12 protein-coding genes and 6 tRNA genes are annotated in these 15,708 nt (G+C 40.5%); 10 read left to right on the top strand and 8 right to left on the bottom strand.

Annotated features, from left to right (window positions below; genetic code table 11):
* Positions 1–101 precede the first annotated feature (101 nt).
* From CVS86_RS05240 to CVS86_RS05220, 5 genes are all read left to right on the top strand, one after another.
* Positions 102–1,502 carry a flagellar hook-length control protein FliK gene (locus tag CVS86_RS05240; protein ID WP_107791209.1) on the top strand — a complete coding sequence of 467 codons (1,401 nt, stop codon included), beginning with the start codon at positions 102–104 and terminating at the stop codon, positions 1,500–1,502.
* A gap of 8 nt (positions 1,503–1,510) precedes the next feature.
* Entirely contained in the window at positions 1,511–2,218 is a 708-nt protein-coding gene (locus tag CVS86_RS05235) for a flagellar basal body rod modification protein (RefSeq protein WP_103617322.1), read from the top strand.
* Between the two features lie 5 nt (positions 2,219–2,223).
* A complete protein-coding gene (locus tag CVS86_RS05230) occupies positions 2,224–3,825 on the top strand; it encodes a flagellar hook-basal body complex protein (protein ID WP_107791208.1) in 1,602 nt (533 codons plus the stop codon).
* Positions 3,826–3,991: 166 nt separating this feature from the next.
* Positions 3,992–4,561 carry a hypothetical protein gene (locus CVS86_RS05225; RefSeq protein ID WP_103574131.1) on the top strand — a complete coding sequence of 190 codons (570 nt, stop codon included), beginning with the start codon at positions 3,992–3,994 and terminating at the stop codon, positions 4,559–4,561.
* Positions 4,562–4,581: 20 nt separating this feature from the next.
* The gene (locus CVS86_RS05220) at positions 4,582–7,023 is read left to right on the top strand and encodes a molybdopterin-dependent oxidoreductase (protein WP_107791207.1); all 2,442 of its coding nucleotides are present in this window, start codon (positions 4,582–4,584) and stop codon (positions 7,021–7,023) included.
* 668 nt (positions 7,024–7,691) lie between these two features.
* Here the strand turns inward: CVS86_RS05220 and CVS86_RS05215 are convergent.
* The 7 genes from CVS86_RS05215 to CVS86_RS05185 all read right to left on the bottom strand — a co-directional run bounded on the left by CVS86_RS05215 (position 7,692) and on the right by CVS86_RS05185 (position 9,382).
* Positions 7,692–7,776: transfer RNA gene (locus CVS86_RS05215), tRNA-Leu, on the bottom strand.
* Positions 7,777–7,790: 14 nt separating this feature from the next.
* A tRNA-Arg gene (locus CVS86_RS05210) sits at positions 7,791–7,867 on the bottom strand.
* 15 nt (positions 7,868–7,882) lie between these two features.
* A tRNA-Arg gene (locus CVS86_RS05205) sits at positions 7,883–7,959 on the bottom strand.
* A 6-nt stretch (positions 7,960–7,965) separates the two neighbouring features.
* A tRNA-His gene (locus tag CVS86_RS05200) sits at positions 7,966–8,042 on the bottom strand.
* A 9-nt stretch (positions 8,043–8,051) separates the two neighbouring features.
* Positions 8,052–8,129, bottom strand: a tRNA-Pro gene (locus tag CVS86_RS05195).
* A 164-nt stretch (positions 8,130–8,293) separates the two neighbouring features.
* Complete coding sequence (locus tag CVS86_RS05190) at positions 8,294–8,746, bottom strand: type II secretion system protein (RefSeq protein WP_159070813.1); 453 nt, start codon at positions 8,744–8,746, stop codon at positions 8,294–8,296.
* A gap of 144 nt (positions 8,747–8,890) precedes the next feature.
* A complete protein-coding gene (locus CVS86_RS05185) occupies positions 8,891–9,382 on the bottom strand; it encodes a type II secretion system protein (protein ID WP_107791205.1) in 492 nt (163 codons plus the stop codon).
* 150 nt (positions 9,383–9,532) lie between these two features.
* Between CVS86_RS05185 and CVS86_RS05180 the strand changes: the two genes are divergently transcribed.
* Positions 9,533–10,396 (top strand): cytochrome-c peroxidase, encoded by an 864-nt coding sequence (locus CVS86_RS05180; protein WP_107791204.1) that lies wholly within the window; start codon positions 9,533–9,535, stop codon positions 10,394–10,396.
* Positions 10,389–12,806, top strand: a complete 2,418-nt coding sequence (locus tag CVS86_RS05175) for a GGDEF domain-containing phosphodiesterase (RefSeq protein ID WP_107791203.1) — start codon at positions 10,389–10,391, stop codon at positions 12,804–12,806. Before CVS86_RS05180 ends, CVS86_RS05175 begins: the two co-directional genes overlap by 8 nt.
* A gap of 210 nt (positions 12,807–13,016) precedes the next feature.
* Here CVS86_RS05175 and CVS86_RS05170 read toward each other — a convergent pair.
* Positions 13,017–13,091, bottom strand: a tRNA-Glu gene (locus tag CVS86_RS05170).
* Positions 13,092–13,156: 65 nt separating this feature from the next.
* Here CVS86_RS05170 and CVS86_RS05165 point away from each other — a divergent pair.
* Genes CVS86_RS05165 through CVS86_RS05155 form a run of 3 tightly spaced genes read left to right on the top strand, consistent with a single transcriptional unit; the run spans position 13,157 to position 15,704 of the window.
* Positions 13,157–13,627: a hypothetical protein gene (locus CVS86_RS05165; RefSeq protein WP_107791202.1), complete on the top strand. Its 471-nt coding sequence runs from the start codon at positions 13,157–13,159 to the stop codon at positions 13,625–13,627.
* Complete coding sequence (nfo, locus tag CVS86_RS05160) at positions 13,624–14,475, top strand: deoxyribonuclease IV (protein WP_107791201.1); 852 nt, start codon at positions 13,624–13,626, stop codon at positions 14,473–14,475. Before CVS86_RS05165 ends, nfo begins: the two co-directional genes overlap by 4 nt.
* Positions 14,472–15,704: an OmpP1/FadL family transporter gene (locus CVS86_RS05155; RefSeq protein WP_107791200.1), complete on the top strand. Its 1,233-nt coding sequence runs from the start codon at positions 14,472–14,474 to the stop codon at positions 15,702–15,704. Before nfo ends, CVS86_RS05155 begins: the two co-directional genes overlap by 4 nt.
* The last annotated feature ends 4 nt before the right edge of the window (positions 15,705–15,708 follow it).

The following is a 15,708-nucleotide window of genomic DNA, read 5'->3' as shown; positions in this document are numbered from 1 at the left end:
TTTTTTTTAATCTTTTATAAATTTTAAGCTGATATCAAGAAATTAATTTTTGGAATAGATTTTGCATGTAAGCGTTAAGTTTTTAAATTTAAAGGGATTAAATGCAAGCTTACACAGCGAAAAACAACGTAGATTTGCTAGCTCCTGCGGCTACTAAAAAGCCTGCGGCTGCGAAGAAGTCTCAAAACAACGGCGAGTTTTTGTCGATGGTTTTGGATGCGGCTGCGAGCAAGGCAAATAGCGGTCAAAAGATCACCGAAAAGGATGTCAAAGAGATAGTAAAAACTGTTGATATCCAAAAAGAGACGATAGAAAAGGCGCAAAACGAAAGCGTGGCAAAAATTTCGACCGCACTTGAAGAAAATTTGGACGAAGATACAAAAAATGAGCTCTATGAAAATGCAAATTTCATGCAGCTTTTGCAAGTTTTAGAGATACTAAACGGCAATGAAAAGGTAAGCAAATTTCCAAATTTCAGCGACAAAATAGCAAATTTCTTAAGTGTGCCCCAAAACGTCGAAGAGCTTAGCAACGTTAAAAGCGTTAGCGATCTTATCGACCTTGCTAAGAAATTTGACCTTGGCCTTGAAAATATAGAAATTTCAAATGAAGATGTGCCAAAACTAAACGAGATGTTTAAAAATTTGGGCAAGCAGGAATTTTTCACGCCGATAAAGACTGAGGACAAGCCTTTTTATCTAAAAGAGCTAAAAAACGAGGTCGAGCAAACTATCATCAAAAACGAGCCAAAAGAGGTCGTAAAGCTTGATACTTTGCTAAAAGAGGTAGTGGCAAATCCAGTCAGCGAAGTTAAAAATTTAGTCAAAGAAGAGCCTAAAAAACTAGATGATAGTGAAGTAAAGCTTGATGATGAGATAGTAGATGTTGAGCCAGAGGAGCAGCCAAAAGAGCCAAAAGTAAAGGTAAATTTACACGAGCAAAAGGCGCAAAAAGCCCCAACTCTTGAGTCGCTACTCTTTCCAGAAAGAGAACAGATGAGCGAGGCTGAGCCAAGCGAGGAGACCTTTAGCAGCGATAATAAATCAGAGCTAAATCAAATGGTAAAAGATATCGCAAATAGCGCTAAACACCAGCTTCAGACAAAGGCGGAGATAAAAGAGACGCTTAGTAACTTCTCTTCTACACTAAAAGAGCAGGTGCAAAACTACAAAGCGCCGATCACTCGCTTTAACATCACGCTTAACCCGCTAAATTTAGGCGAGGTCGAGATCACGATGGTTAATCGCGGCAATAATTTGCATGTAAATTTTAACTCTACAACGGCTACGATGAACCTCTTTTTACAAAACCAGGCTGAGTTTAAAAACAGCCTTGTAAATATGGGATTTACCGAGCTTGAGATGAATTTCTCAGACCAAAACCAAAGACAAGAAAAAAGAGAACAAGCAAAGAACAAATATAGCTCAAATCAAAGCGACGAGAGCGAAAACGCTCAAGCGGAACAAAGCTTGCTTGAGCTAGTAATACCAAGATATATTTAGGAGAGATTATGGCTTCAGTTTCAGATATAACTACGCAAACAACACAGCAAAAAAACGCCGAGAAAAAGGCTAACTCTAGAATAGACGCGGCAAAAGGCACAGGCACAAACCCAAATTCACAGCTAGATAAAGATGCATTTATGAAGCTACTTTTAACAGAGCTTCAGCACCAAGACCCAACAAGCCCTATGGATACTGAAAAGATGCTAACGCAAACTAGCCAGCTAGCATCAGTCGAGATGCAAGAAAATACAAACAAAGCGATGAAAGAGCTAGTAAATCAGCTAAAATCAAACGCAAATGCCTACGCTATCTCAGCCCTTGGCAAGATGGTCTCAACTGGCTCAAATGCAGTCACACTAACAGATGAGAAAAAAGATGCAAAATTTGCGCTTTACTTTAAGACAGATCTTGCAAATGGCAAAATCGAGATTAAAAACGCAAATGGTCAAGTCGTAAGAACAACTGATCTAAATGAGACAAATGCAGGCGTTCATAACCTAGCTTGGGACGGCAAAGACGCGTCTGGCAACCAAGTGCCAAACGGCTCATACACCATTTCAGCGACTTATACTGGCAAAGATGGCAAAGAGTATAAAACACAAGTAGGCAACTACCCAGTCGAGGCGGTGAAATTTGTAGATGGCAAGGCTATGATGAAGGTAGCTGGCGAATACGTTTCAATGGATAAAGTATCTGAATATTACGAGGGCTAAAAGCCATGATGAGAGGTTTTTACAACGGGGTTAGCGGCATCAAGACGCAAAGCTTTGGTATGGATGTTTGGTCAAACAACATCTCAAACATAAACAATGTCGGTTTCAAAGCTTCAATCCCTGAGTTTAAAAATTTAATAAACCAAAACCTAGTCTCAGCTGGCAGTGGCCCAACTAGTGATCAAGTGGGACTTGGAGCTACCAAGCAAACGACTGCGCTTGACATGTCAAATGGTAGCTTTCAAAGTACCGATAACAACTTTGACCTTGCCATAGGCGGAGATGGCTTCTTTGGCGTTGTCGATAAAACAGGCAAAAACTACTACACAAGAACAGGCACTTTTGACATAGATGCGGCTGGAAATTTAGTAGATACTAGGGGAAATTTACTCCTTGGCACGCTTGCAAATTTCACTCCGACCACGCCAAGTGCAACCGCTCTTAAAAAATATGGTCAAACCTCAAGCGCCCCACAAGCTTACACGGTCTCACAAGAGGAGCTAAGTCTTGGCGATCCTGGCTCACAAAAGGGCATAACACTGCCTCATTTTTTATTTATGCCAGCTGAGGCTACTACAAACATCAGCCTAAAAGGCAACCTAAACTCAACCCGCATAACAGATAAAAAAACGACAGCGCTTGATGCTAGCCAATACGCCTACACGCTTGATAATACAAACAAGACGATCTCGCTAAACGGGCAGATCCCGCTAAGCACCACATCTCTTGGCGCAAAAGCTGGCGACAGCGTGGTCGTCAAGGTCAAAGACGGCGATGGTAAATTTAGCGAGTTTTCTACCACACTTGAGGGTGATGGCACTTGGCAGATAAACGACAAGAGCCTTAAATTTATGGATTTTGCAAATTTAGAGGTAAATGCTGAAGTCACCTCGCTCGTTGAAGTGCCAAACAAAGAGAAACTAACCTCTGACATATACAACGCAGATGGCACAAAGAGCTTGGTCACTATAAATTTAACCAAGCAGATCCCACAAACTGGCGACCAGACTATCTGGGACGCGGTGGCAACGATAACTGACGCTAGCGGAGCCGTGCAAAATACGGCGATGGGCTCACTTACATTTAATGGCAGTGGCAGGCTTGTGGCAAACACACTAACGAGCGTTGGCGGCGTAAATTTAAACTTCGAGGGCGACGGCGATGCGGACGTTTATAACGGCATGACAAGCTCAGCAAACGCCAGAAAAGACTTCAACATAAAAAGAGATGGCTACGCTGAGGGGCTTTTATCAAAATATAGCGTCGATGATCGTGGCAACATCATGGCAAATTTCGACAACACTCGTGCATTCCCAGTGGCAAAAGTGGCCCTTTATCACTTCATAAACGACCAAGGCGTAGCAAAGGTTGGCGACAATCTCTATGAAGCCACCGCTAACTCAGGCGAGCCATTTTTTTACAAAAACAAAGCTGGCGAAACCGTTTATGGGGCGCAAATTTTGGCAAATAAGCTTGAGATGAGTAACGTCGATCTTGGTCAAGCACTAAGCGAGGTAATCGTCACGCAAAAGGCCTACGAAGCGAGTGCAAAAAGCATCACGACAAGTGATGAGATGATACAAACTGCTATCCAGATGAAGAAATAATCCTTAAAGTAAATTTGGGCGAGCAATCGCCCTATTTTTATAACTTTAAATTTACTTTAGCCCTTTCAAATCCCCTAAAATACTTACTTTTCTCTAAATATAGCAATATAATTTTAAGCATGCTGGTTATAAAATTCATTTAATTTCTTTTTTTAAGGATTGTCAAATGAAAATGCTATTTTTAGCCCCAGTGCTAGCTTGTAGTCTTGCCTTTGGTGCTGATGTGATCGCAAAAGATGCAAACATCACACTTGATGGCAAGATGATCGGTAAGATCGAGGTTTTAACGCCAGTTGAGGTCGTAGAAAAAGGCGATAAAACGAGTAAGATCAAGGTTAGTGGTGTAGTGTCGGCAAACTACTTGGCTCAGCTTCAAAGAAGCGTAGAAGACCCTGAAGTTTTTGTAGCTTTTGATAACGAGAGCGAGGCAAATTTCAAAAAAGTAAAAGATCTTGAAGATGACTACGGCGAGGTTTGGTACCAAGCTGATGGCGTTTATGAAGTGTCAAATGACGCGCTTGGTGGCAACCAAAAAGAGCTTTATGCAAAGGCAAAGAAAATTTACGAGGAGACCTGCTCGGCATGTCACAGGTTGCACGAGCCAAACAGCTTTACAGCTGCTCAGTGGCCAGCAAATTTAGCTGGTATGGTTGATGCGAAATTTGTCGCACTTGATGAAACTGACCTAAATTTAGTGCTTAAATACCTACAGCACAATGCCAAAAAAGTAAAATAAATTTTCATAAGGGAGAAAATATGAAAAGACGAGATTTTATAAAATTTTCTGCACTTGCTGCCACAGCGGCACAAGCAAACAAGATAGAAGGCGTGACAAAGACCATCTTTGATCAAAACAAGACCTTTGGCGCAAATAGATTTGGCCTATTTTGGGCAAATACCAACTCAAACCAAATCGTCTCAGTCGATCCATTTGAGGGCGATAAATTCCCAAATACCATGAACAACAGCTTGCCAGACCTCATCCAAAACGAGAGCCGCGTACTCTATCCATACGTAAGAAAGAGCTATCTAAAAGCAAAAGGCGCAGCAAAGAGCGAGCTTCGTGGCAAAGAGGAATTTGTGCGCGTTAGCTGGGACATGGCCCTTGATCTAGCAGCAAAAGCCTTAAAAGAAAATTTCGACAAATATGGCCCTGAGAGCATCTACGGCGAGTGCTACTGGTGGGGCGGCAGCGGTAAGATCAGCTGGGGTAGGACTGTTGGTCACAGGATGCTAAAAGTGCTTGGCGGATATGTAGAAGAGAGCGGCGACTACTCAACGGGTGCTGGCCTTGTTATCATGCTTCACGTCCTAGGCAACAGCGCCGTTTATGATGCTCCGACAAAGTGGGAGGCTATCGCTAAAAACGCTAAAAATGTTGTATTTTGGGGCACTGACCCACTTGTAACTGATCAAATTTCATGGCAACCACCAACACATGATGGCTATCTTGGCATCAAAAAGATAAAAGAGGCAGGCATAAAAACTTATAGCGTTTGCGTCTTTAAAAACGACACCACAAGATACCTTGACTCTGAAGCTATCATCGTTCGTCCAAATACCGACGTAGCAATGATGCTTGGCATGTGCCACTATCTATATGAAAACAAGCTTTATGACGAAGAATTTATCAAAAAATACACAGTTGGCTTTAATAAATTTAAAGACTACCTGCTTGGCACAACCGACAAGGTAGTCAAAGATATCAACTGGGCTAGCAAAATTTGCGGAGTAAAAGCTGAGGATATCGCAAAATTTGCAACAGCACTTGCAAAAGAGCCAAGCGTCATCATCGCAGGCAGATCACTTCAAAGACAAGATCACGGCGAGATGAGCTTTTGGGGTATCGTAACACTTAGCGCGATGCTAGGTCAGATAGGCAAAGAGGGACTTGGCTTCGAGTTTAACCTCTACCACTCAAATGGCGCTACAGACAAGATCGCTCCGTCACTAAAAGGCATCAGCACTAGCATCAGCGAAAAATACGACAACGTAGATGGCGCTCCTTGGAAGAAATTTAAAAACGTCACCATCCCATCTTCAAGATCGATCGAGGCTTTGCAAAACCCTGGCAAAGAGATAGACTATGACGGCTCAAAGATCAAGCTACCACACATGAGAGTGGCTTACATGGCGTCTGGATCGATGTTTACAAGACATCAGGATGTAAATAACGCCGTAAAAGCGTGGCGTAAATTTGACACCGTAATAACAGCTGAGCCATTTTGGACAAGCACAGCAAAACTAAGCGACATCGTCTTGCCAGTAGCCCTTGAAGTCGAGAGAAACGACATAAACCAAAGCGTGCCTACAAACGAGTACATCGTGGCTTACAAGCCTGTCGTAGAGCCTATGGGCGAGAGTAGGAGCGATTACTGGATCTGCTCACAAATCTGCAAACGCTGGGGCAGAGAAGAGGTCTTTACAGAGGGTAAAGATGAGCTTGGCTGGGCGAAAGAATTTTACGCAGACGCAGCCGAGCAAGCCAAAGGCATAAATGTCAAGATGCCAAGCTTTGATGAGTTTTGGAAAGAGGGATATGTTAGATTTGAGCAAGATGACGAAGCGAGCAGATACTACACAAGGCTTAGCGCTTTTAGAGAAAATCCTCACAAAAACCGCCTAGGCACGCCATCTGGCAAGATAGAGCTCTACTCTCCAACTATCGCCAAATTTGGCTACAAAGACTTTGCTCCACACTTTGCTTGGATCGAGCCGTTTGAGTGGCTTGGCAGCGAAAAGGCCAAAAAGTATCCATTTAGCGTCACAACCCCGCACTCAAGATACCGCCTCCACTCACAGCTAAATAACTCCGTGATCAGAAACTACGCTGAAGTATGCGCGCGCGAGCCAATGCTAATAAACGTAAATGACGCCAAAGCAAAAGGCATCGCAACTGGCGACGTGGTGAGAGTATTTAACGACAGGGGCGAAATTTTGGTTGGCGCACTAGTCACTGACATCATCCCAGAGCACGTCATCGCCATATGCGAGGGTGCGTGGTACGATCCTGAAGTGCTAGGCGAGAAGAGCCTTTGCAAGCATGGCTGCATCAACGTCCTAACTCGCGACAAAGGCACATCTAGCATCGCTCAAAGCAACTGCGGACACACGATCCTTGCAAATTTAGAAAAATATAAAGGCGAAATCAAGCCGATCACTGCGTTTTCTAAACCAAAGATTTTGCAATCTTTGTAGAATTTATATAAATTTAGCCCTCGTTTGGGGGCTAAATTTGACGTATATGTGCTGCTTTAAATCTGCAAATAGCTAAAGTTTCAACCACAATAAATTTCTAGCTTCTAAAAACAAAAATATTTAAACAAGCTACTTGCTGAGCAAATTTCTCGGGCAGTTCAAATTTAGTTATCACTTTGGCTAATAAATTTGGTAGCAAGAATTTAAATCCAAGCCCGAAGCGACTTAAATTTGATCGTAAATTTCTAGATTATTTGATTTTGTAGTTAAATTTAGTGGGAAAATATCAGCACAACTACCACCACAAAAGAAATATACTTTTCTAATAGCTTAAATTTATTGCTTCTATTGCAAATTTCATCTCTTTTACTCTTTAAGTATCTCGGTTTTCTAAATTTAAGCCACAATTTTTTGTGTTTTGAAGCTCTAAAGTTAAATTTACCAACAGCGCCTCGCCTACAACCAATATCGCAGCGTTGCCAAATATACACGAGATTATTGCTTGCAAATGGTTCAAAATTTAATTGTTAATTTGAAATTTTGAGTCTATAAATTTGATACGGATCATTTAATAAATGGATATTTTTACCGAATTCACAAAATAAATTTGATAAATTCAAATGAAAATCGAGTTTCTGAAAGTTTTAAAGATGGAGTTTAAAAAAAGATGGTGCGGATGAGAGGACTTGAACCTCCACGCCGTGGGGCACCAGATCCTAAGTCTGGCGTGTCTGCCAATTTCACCACATCCGCACAACAATAATAAGTGGTACGCCCATCAGGATTCGAACCTGAGGCCTACGGCTTAGAAGGCCGTTGCTCTATCCAGCTGAGCTATGAGCGCATAAAGTCTTTCAAGTGGCGCGCCCGATAGGAGTCGAACCCATAACCTACAGATCCGAAGTCTGTCGCTCTATCCAATTGAGCTACGAGCGCCCAAAATGGGGTGAGTGATGGGAATCGAACCCACGACCCTCAGGACCACAATCTGATGCTCTAACCGACTGAGCTACACTCACCATTTAACATGGTCGGGGTGAAAGGATTCGAACCTTCGGCCCTCTGGTCCCAAACCAGATGCGCTAACCAGACTGCGCTACACCCCGCCTGAGTCGTGTTTGTAAGTTTATGCCACTACCTCATTAAAAAGTCGCATTGTATCTAAAAATGTTATTGTTGTCAAGAAAAAATTAGTTTTAGACTTTATTTTTATAAATTTTCAAGAATTAAGTGTAAATTTCAGACTTTAAGCTTTTGATAAAAAATCTAACTAAAAAACGATGCGAACAGCGCTAAAGCTGATATGAGCTGGCAATGCTCCTTGTGCTGGCTTTATCATGGTCTGACTAAAGCGCTTAAATTCTGGAGCTTCCCAAAGTTTTTTACATAGGCCTTGCTCGCTAATATCTACTCCCAAGCAGCTTTGGTCTGCGGCAAAGAATTTTAATGAAATGCACTTTTCATTTTTAGCAAAAAAGCCAAGATCACCAGAGCTATCTACAACCCCAGCATTTGTCATCACTCTAAAATCAACTCTGTTATTTTTGGTGTCAATAGCCAGCTTGCCTTCTGATATGTAGTAGGTATTTATGTCTTGAATTGCAACTGCTATCTCTGACATAACTTTTGTAAGCTTGGCGTCCTCTCTTGTGGCGTTTATCTTAGAGATGTTAACTGCGGTCAGTATTCCCATAATGACTATTACAAAAATTGGCTCAATCATTGTAAAGGCCTTTTTCATTACTTCATCCTTGAATTTGAAGTTGCGAGATTATAGCTAGAATTTTTATAAATGAAAGATAAATTTTGAAATTAAGTTAAAGAAGAGTGGCAAGGAATTTCCTTGCCAATAAGTAAAGGTTAAAAGTTATTCCCACTTAATGCCAGTACCACCAAATTTTAATTTACCATTAGCAGCTGCAACGTCAGCATTAGATGCAGTTGTGGTACCTGTTATTAGCGCCGCTATACTTCTCATAGAAGGTAAATTCCATACTGATTGACATAGTCCGCCAACTTTAATAGTAGCTCCAACAGTACCGTTTTTATTATTTACTGTACCTAAATTTAGACACTCTTCGTTCTTAGCTTTAACAGGATTTGGAACATTTGTCATTTGCGCAAAATCAGCTGTTACTTCGCCATCAGCAGCAGCCGTAGCACCACTTGCCTCTTTAAACTTACCTTGTGAAGTGTAGTAAGAGCCTAGGTCAGAAACAAGCGTTTGTATATTTGTAGCAACTTTAGCTATCTCTGCATCGTCCCTTGTTGCAGCTAGTCTTGGTATAGCGACTGCGGCCAATATACCCAAAATGACGATCACGAAGATCAACTCGATCATTGTAAAACCTTTTTTCATGGTTCCTCCTTGAAATTTGTGTAATTTTTCGCGGATTATACAACATTTTTTTCAAAAGACAAATAAAAACTAAATTTTTTACAATTTAGCCGATTTGGTAGTTATGAAAAAGAATTCCGCTATAATGACGCTCAAGAATATGGAGATTTTATGAAAAAAGTTTTATTTTGGATGGTAGTATCTTTTTGTATTTTGAGCGCAAATTCATCATTTGAGCCAGTGCTTTCATCAAAATATGACGAAAAACAAGCCTACATCGGCAAAAAGCTCTTTTTTGACAAAAGGCTAAGCACTACTGAAAACTACTCATGCGAAACTTGCCACAACTTATACTGGAATTTAAGTGGTACAAACTCATCTTACACTAGCCAAAAGGGCGTCATAAACCCGCCTAGCGTGCTAAATTCGGCTTTAAATTTTCTATTTTTTACTGATGGCAGGGTAAGAAGCTTAAAAGATCAGGTAAAAGAGTCGATAAATTCTAGAAATGAGCTAAATTCAAACAAAGATGAGATAGTAAAAAAAGTAAAAAGCATAGGCGAGTATGCGATTTTATTTAATGACGCATATGGTGATGGCATAAACTACGAGAATATAGTAGATGCTTTGGTGGAATTTGAAAAGGCGGTTTTGAGCATTGATTCGCCATTTGATGAGTATCTAGCTGGCAATGATGACTCCATAAATGCTGAGGCGAAAAAGGGCTTTGAGCTCTTTAATAAAATAGGCTGTGTGGCATGCCACAATGGTAGAAATTTAGGCGGAAATTTGATGCAAAACGTAGGCTTAAAAGATGCAGGTGAGAGCAGACGCCTTATGCGTGTGCCTTCGCTTAGAAATGTAACAAGAACGGCTCCATATCTAAGCAGTGGCGAAATGAGCGATCTAAAAGAGGTCATAGGCTTTGTGAGCTATCATCAGCTGATCCACACACTAAGTAGCGAAGAGCTGGAGCAAATTTATAAATTTTTGCAAACACTAAATGGACGCAGACCTAGGATACTAAATGAATAAAAGACAAGCAAATATCATCTTAATCGTCCTGGCGATCATCTTTTTCTTTAGCTCGGCTTACATCTATATGGCAAATAGAGCAGTTACTGCTGTTAGTAAATTTAACGATACGATCTTAAGCCTTATCTTGCTAGATAACGAGCTAAGCTTTAGCTTAGAAAATAACGTACTTCGTCTAAACTACGACGATGTAAATAAAAATTTAAAAAGTTTTGATCAAAATTTAACCAGACTTGATGAGTTAAACGAAATCATACATGTCTTTTACCAAGAGAAAAATGCCAAAACTTTAAAGGTTATAAACGACGACTTTTTAAAAAAACAAAGGCTTGTAGATAGGTCAAACTACGCTAGCTCGTCAATGGCTGCTTATATCTTATCAGGTGAGTTTGAAATAGCATCAGAGAAAAAGCTAGATGCTCTTAATGTGATATTTCACGCGATAAAAAGCTCAGCCATAATCAGCCCTGAGACGCTAAATCAAACAAAAGAGCAGATACAAAAGTATAAAGATATCTATAAAAACGACGCAAAAGCGATCTTGGTGCTAAATAAGGCAACTTACGCGCTTGAATTTGCAAAAAACCTAAGCGCCATAGCTAAAGACTCTGTTGATCTAAAACTTGGACATGAGCTAAGAAAATTTAGAGATGATACCCTAGCCTCTTACAGCATAATGATACGAAATATAGTGATAATGCAAGTGCTTTGTCTTATCAGCTTCGTGCTATTTTGCGCACTGACCTTTTACCAAGCAAGGGTGCTAACCAAGCAGCAAAAACAGATAAAACTACTAAAAACGACAGTGGATGCAGGACACAGCTCGATAGTCTTTTGCGACAATGACAATAAAATTTTATATGTAAATAAAACCTTTGAGTCAAAAACTGGCTATAAACTAAAAGATGTTGTCGGAAAAAGTCCTAAAATTTTAAAGTCAAATATGCACCCAGAGAGCTTTTACGCTGAGATAAGAAATGCTATAAATAAGCACATCTCATGGGAGAGCGAAGAGCTCATAAGCAGGACAAAAAGCGGCAAGCTACTCTATGAGAAGGTGCGTTTTGCGCCATTTTTCTTTGAGGGTAAGTTAGAGGGCTACATGGCTATAAAGCTTGATAGAACAAAAGAGCTTAGCATGCTTAAAGAGCTAACTCAAAAAAATGAGCAGATAAAAATTCAGTCTTCTATCGACAAGCTAACTGGCTTTGGCAACTACTTTGCCCTAACTGAGATGATAGAGGCGAAAAAAGATGGAATTTTGATCAGCATAAGCATCAAAAACTATAAGATGCTAAGATTTTTCTACCAAAACAAGGTCATCGAAGCCATGCTAAAAGCGGTGGCAAATACACTAAAACTCTGTGTTGATACCTACTCTATAAATGCTGAGTTATTTAGATTTCAAGATGATGCGTTTTACATCTGGTATCAAGGCGATGACATCGTTAGAGATATCGGCTTTATAAAAGAGTATTTTAACTTTAGCAGGATGAACATCGAGATAGATAGTAAATTTGAAAACCTACCTGGTATCAAGATAACTCTTGGCGTATCTTTATCAAATGACACACCGCAAACAAATCGTCTAATGCAGTCAATCCTAGCTAATCAACAAGCAAGTGATAGCGGCAACGAGATCTACTACTATCTCGAAAACGACGCGATCGAGATGAGATACTATAAAAACCAACTCATAACCGAACTCATCGAGTACGCCCTAGAAAACGACAAGGTGATAGTCGAGTGTCAGGGAATTTTTAACGTGCGTGAAAATGAGACAGAGGCAAAATACTACGAGGTTTTGGTGCGTATAGTCGATCAAAACGGCAAGATCCGCTACCCAGGCGAGTTCTTAGAAATCGCGATGAAAACGCAACTCTATCTTCAGATAACAAAAAAGGTGATCGCTCTAGCCTTTGATCTAGTGAAAAAATATCCAGACTATACATTTTCTATCAACCTCTCAAGCTCGGATCTAACAGATCCTGGTGTGAGAGAAATTTTAGACGAAAAGCTAGAGAGTTGCCCAGATCCAAGTAGAGTTTGCTTTGAGATGCTAGAGAGCGAAGAGCTTAGCGACTACGCCATGGCAAATGAATTTATAAAAAGAGCTAAAAAATATGGATGTAAAATCTCAATCGACGACTTTGGCTCTGGCTACTCTAACTACTACCGAATTTTAGAGCTTGATATAGATAACATCAAGATAGATGGCTCGATCATCAAAAAGCTACCAACTGATGAAAACGCAAGAGTTTTGGTTGAGACTATCGTGAGCTTTGCTAGAAGACAAGGCTATAAGATAGTGGCTGAGTTTGTGAGCAACGAAGAAATTTTAGAGTATATAAAGAAATTTGGAATTTCGTATGCGCAGGGATTTTTACTAGGCAAACCACATCAGATGTAAATTTTGCAGTTACTTTAAAGCCTATTAAAAGGCTAAATTTAACTGCTTTTTACTTTTATACTCGCGCAAAACCTCTTTTTTAAATTTTACTAGACGTGAAATTTGATCTTTTTTACAAAACGAAAATTTAAGAATTTGTTTTTAGAAAGCTTGAAATTTGGATTAACTAGATTTTAAAGCTTATGTGGATAAGATTTTGTCTTTTAGAAGTGGTGACCCATACGAGACTCGAACTCGTGTTACCGCCGTGAAAGGGCGATGTCCTAACCGCTAGACGAATGGGCCACGGTCGGTTATGAAGTTGGGATTATATTACTTTTTAACTTAAATTTACATAAAAGGACAAATCGTTGAAGAAATTTTCACTTGTTTTATTATCTGCTCTCATTTTTTCAGGCTGTGTTGCGACTAAAACGCCGCAAAGTTCGCAAGCTTTTCAGGTCACTTTATTTTCTCCGATGATAAAGATAAATGATGTTGGATTTTTTCACACTTATAAAAATGATCTAAATTTACAAATTTATAGCTCTGGCGTAAATACCGCAAATATCAATATAAAGGACAAAATTTGCGTAAATAGCGCTTGTTTTAAAAAGACTGAATTTAACGAGAAATTTTTTCTAGCGCCACATTATGAGAGCCTTTTTGAAGAGATTTTGCAAAGGCAAAAAATTTATGACGGCAAGAATCTAAGCACCACAGAGTGCGGCTTTAGACAAGATCTAAGTTCTTATTTTATAAAATACGAAGTTTGCGATAACTACGTCAAATTTATCGACAGCAAAAATAAAATAAAAGTGATAATAAAAGAGTTAAAATGAGATACATAGGAGCTCACGTAAGTGCGACTGGAGGCGTCTTTAACGCACCGATAAACGCTGCAAAAATAGGAGCAAATGCCTTTGCGCTTTTTACAAAAAACCAGCGCCAATGGAGCACAAAAGAGCTAAGTGAGGGCGAGATAGAGCAGTTTAAAGCAAATTTAAAGGCCTCTGGCATAAGCGCCGATCACGTCTTGCCACACGCAAGCTACCTCATAAATTTAGGCCATCCAGAAAAAGAGGCAAGGACAAAATCCCTTGAAGCCTTTATCGATGAGATAGAGCGAGCTAGCAAGCTTGGACTAAAGCTTTTAAATTTTCACCCAGGCTCACACCTAAAGCAAATAAGCCAAACCGAGTGCCTAGATAACATCGCTAGGTGCATAAACGAAGCGCTAAAACGAACAAGCGGCGTAAAGCTTGTCATCGAAAACACAGCCGCACAAGGCTCAAATTTAGGCTTTGATTTTGCGCAGCTGGCGTATCTGATCGAGCGAGCAGACGATGAGAGCAGGGTTGGCGTTTGCATCGACACTTGCCACGCATTTGCCGCTGGGTACGATCTAAGAAGCAAAGAGGCTTACGCTAAGACGATGGGCGAATTTGACGCGATCATCGGCTATAAATTTCTATCTGGTATGCACCTAAATGATGCTAAATTTGGGCTTGGCTCAAAAAAAGATAGGCATGAGAGCCTTGGCAAGGGCGAGCTTGGGCTTGGCGCTTTTGAAAATATAATAAATGATGATAAAATAGGCGAAATTCCCTTGATTTTAGAGACGATTGATGAGAGTATTTGGGAAGATGAGATCAAAATTTTAAGAAACCTAGAAAAGGAAAAGCTATGAAAAGAGTGCTTTTAAGCATTGTTGCGACGTGTTCTTTATTAAATGCTGGGGGTTATAAGGTCCCTGAGCAAAGTGCTGACTCTTTGGGGCTTGCTGCTAGCAACGTAGCCTTTAGTTTTGGGGCTGATGCGGCTTATTTTAACCCTGCAAATATGATGTTTTTAGACGGGCTTCACCATTTTGAAAGTACGCTTGGTTGGTTTCATATAAATTCCATCGACTTTAAAAGCGATGATGGCAAGAGCTACAGCTCAAAGAAATTTGACTCACTAGCTGGCACATTTAGCTTTGTAACGCCAGAAATTTATGAAAACTGGAGATTTGGACTAGCTCTTGCCGTGCCTGCTGCTGTTGGCATCTCGTGGGAGGATCCAGAGACTGCTTTTACTGGCAAGAGGTTTAAACTACAAGTTGTCGAGCTAAATCCAACCGTAGCTTACCGCATAAATGACAAACTTGCCGTTGCTCTGGGCGCTAGAGGCGTTTATAGTAAGGGTAAGATAGCAAGTGATTTTGGACGTTTTGGCTACAGAGAGATACAAGGCGATGGGATAAACTACGGCTACAACGTCGCTCTTACATATAGACCAATTGATGATCTAAGCTTTGCAGTGACTTACCGCTCGAAGGTAAATTTAGAGCTTAAAGGTAGCGCTGACGCTGATTTTAACGGAGCTCTAGCAGCTATAAGCTATCATGGTAAAACAAGAGTTGAGATCCCTCTACCTGCTCAGCTAGTGCTTGCAACTGGATATAAATTTAGCGATTTTACCCTTTTGCTAGCTTTCGAGAAAACTTACTGGTCTAAATTTAAAGATTATGACTTTGAATATGATGACAAGACGGCAGCTCATTCACGCCACCCTGCTTTTAAAATGTTTATGGACGATCCGGTCGTTAAAAATGCAAAAGATACAAACACATATAGGATAGGCCTTGCTTACGACGCAAATGAAAAACTTAGGCTAATGGCTGGCTTTTCATACGATGAGGATATCACTAGTGGCGAGCACACTGGCTTAGAGCTTCCAAACACCACCTCTCAGGCATATTCATTTGGAGCAAACTATAAATTTACGCCAAATTTAGAGCTAGGACTAGGCTATCTCTATCAGCACCGAGACAAAAAGCGTGCGACAGGCATAAAAACTGGCGCCGGCTCAATGTCTGGCGAATTTGACGCAAGTAGCGTTCAGATAGCTGCAATGACATTTAAATACTCTTTCTAGGGCT

Origin of the sequence: Campylobacter concisus (genome assembly GCF_003048605.1) — a bacterium.
GTDB classification, from domain to species: Bacteria; Campylobacterota; Campylobacteria; order Campylobacterales; family Campylobacteraceae; genus Campylobacter_A; species Campylobacter_A concisus_BM.
The sequence above is the reverse complement of the archived record's forward strand: the minus strand, read 5'-3'. Positions and strand labels throughout refer to the sequence as shown.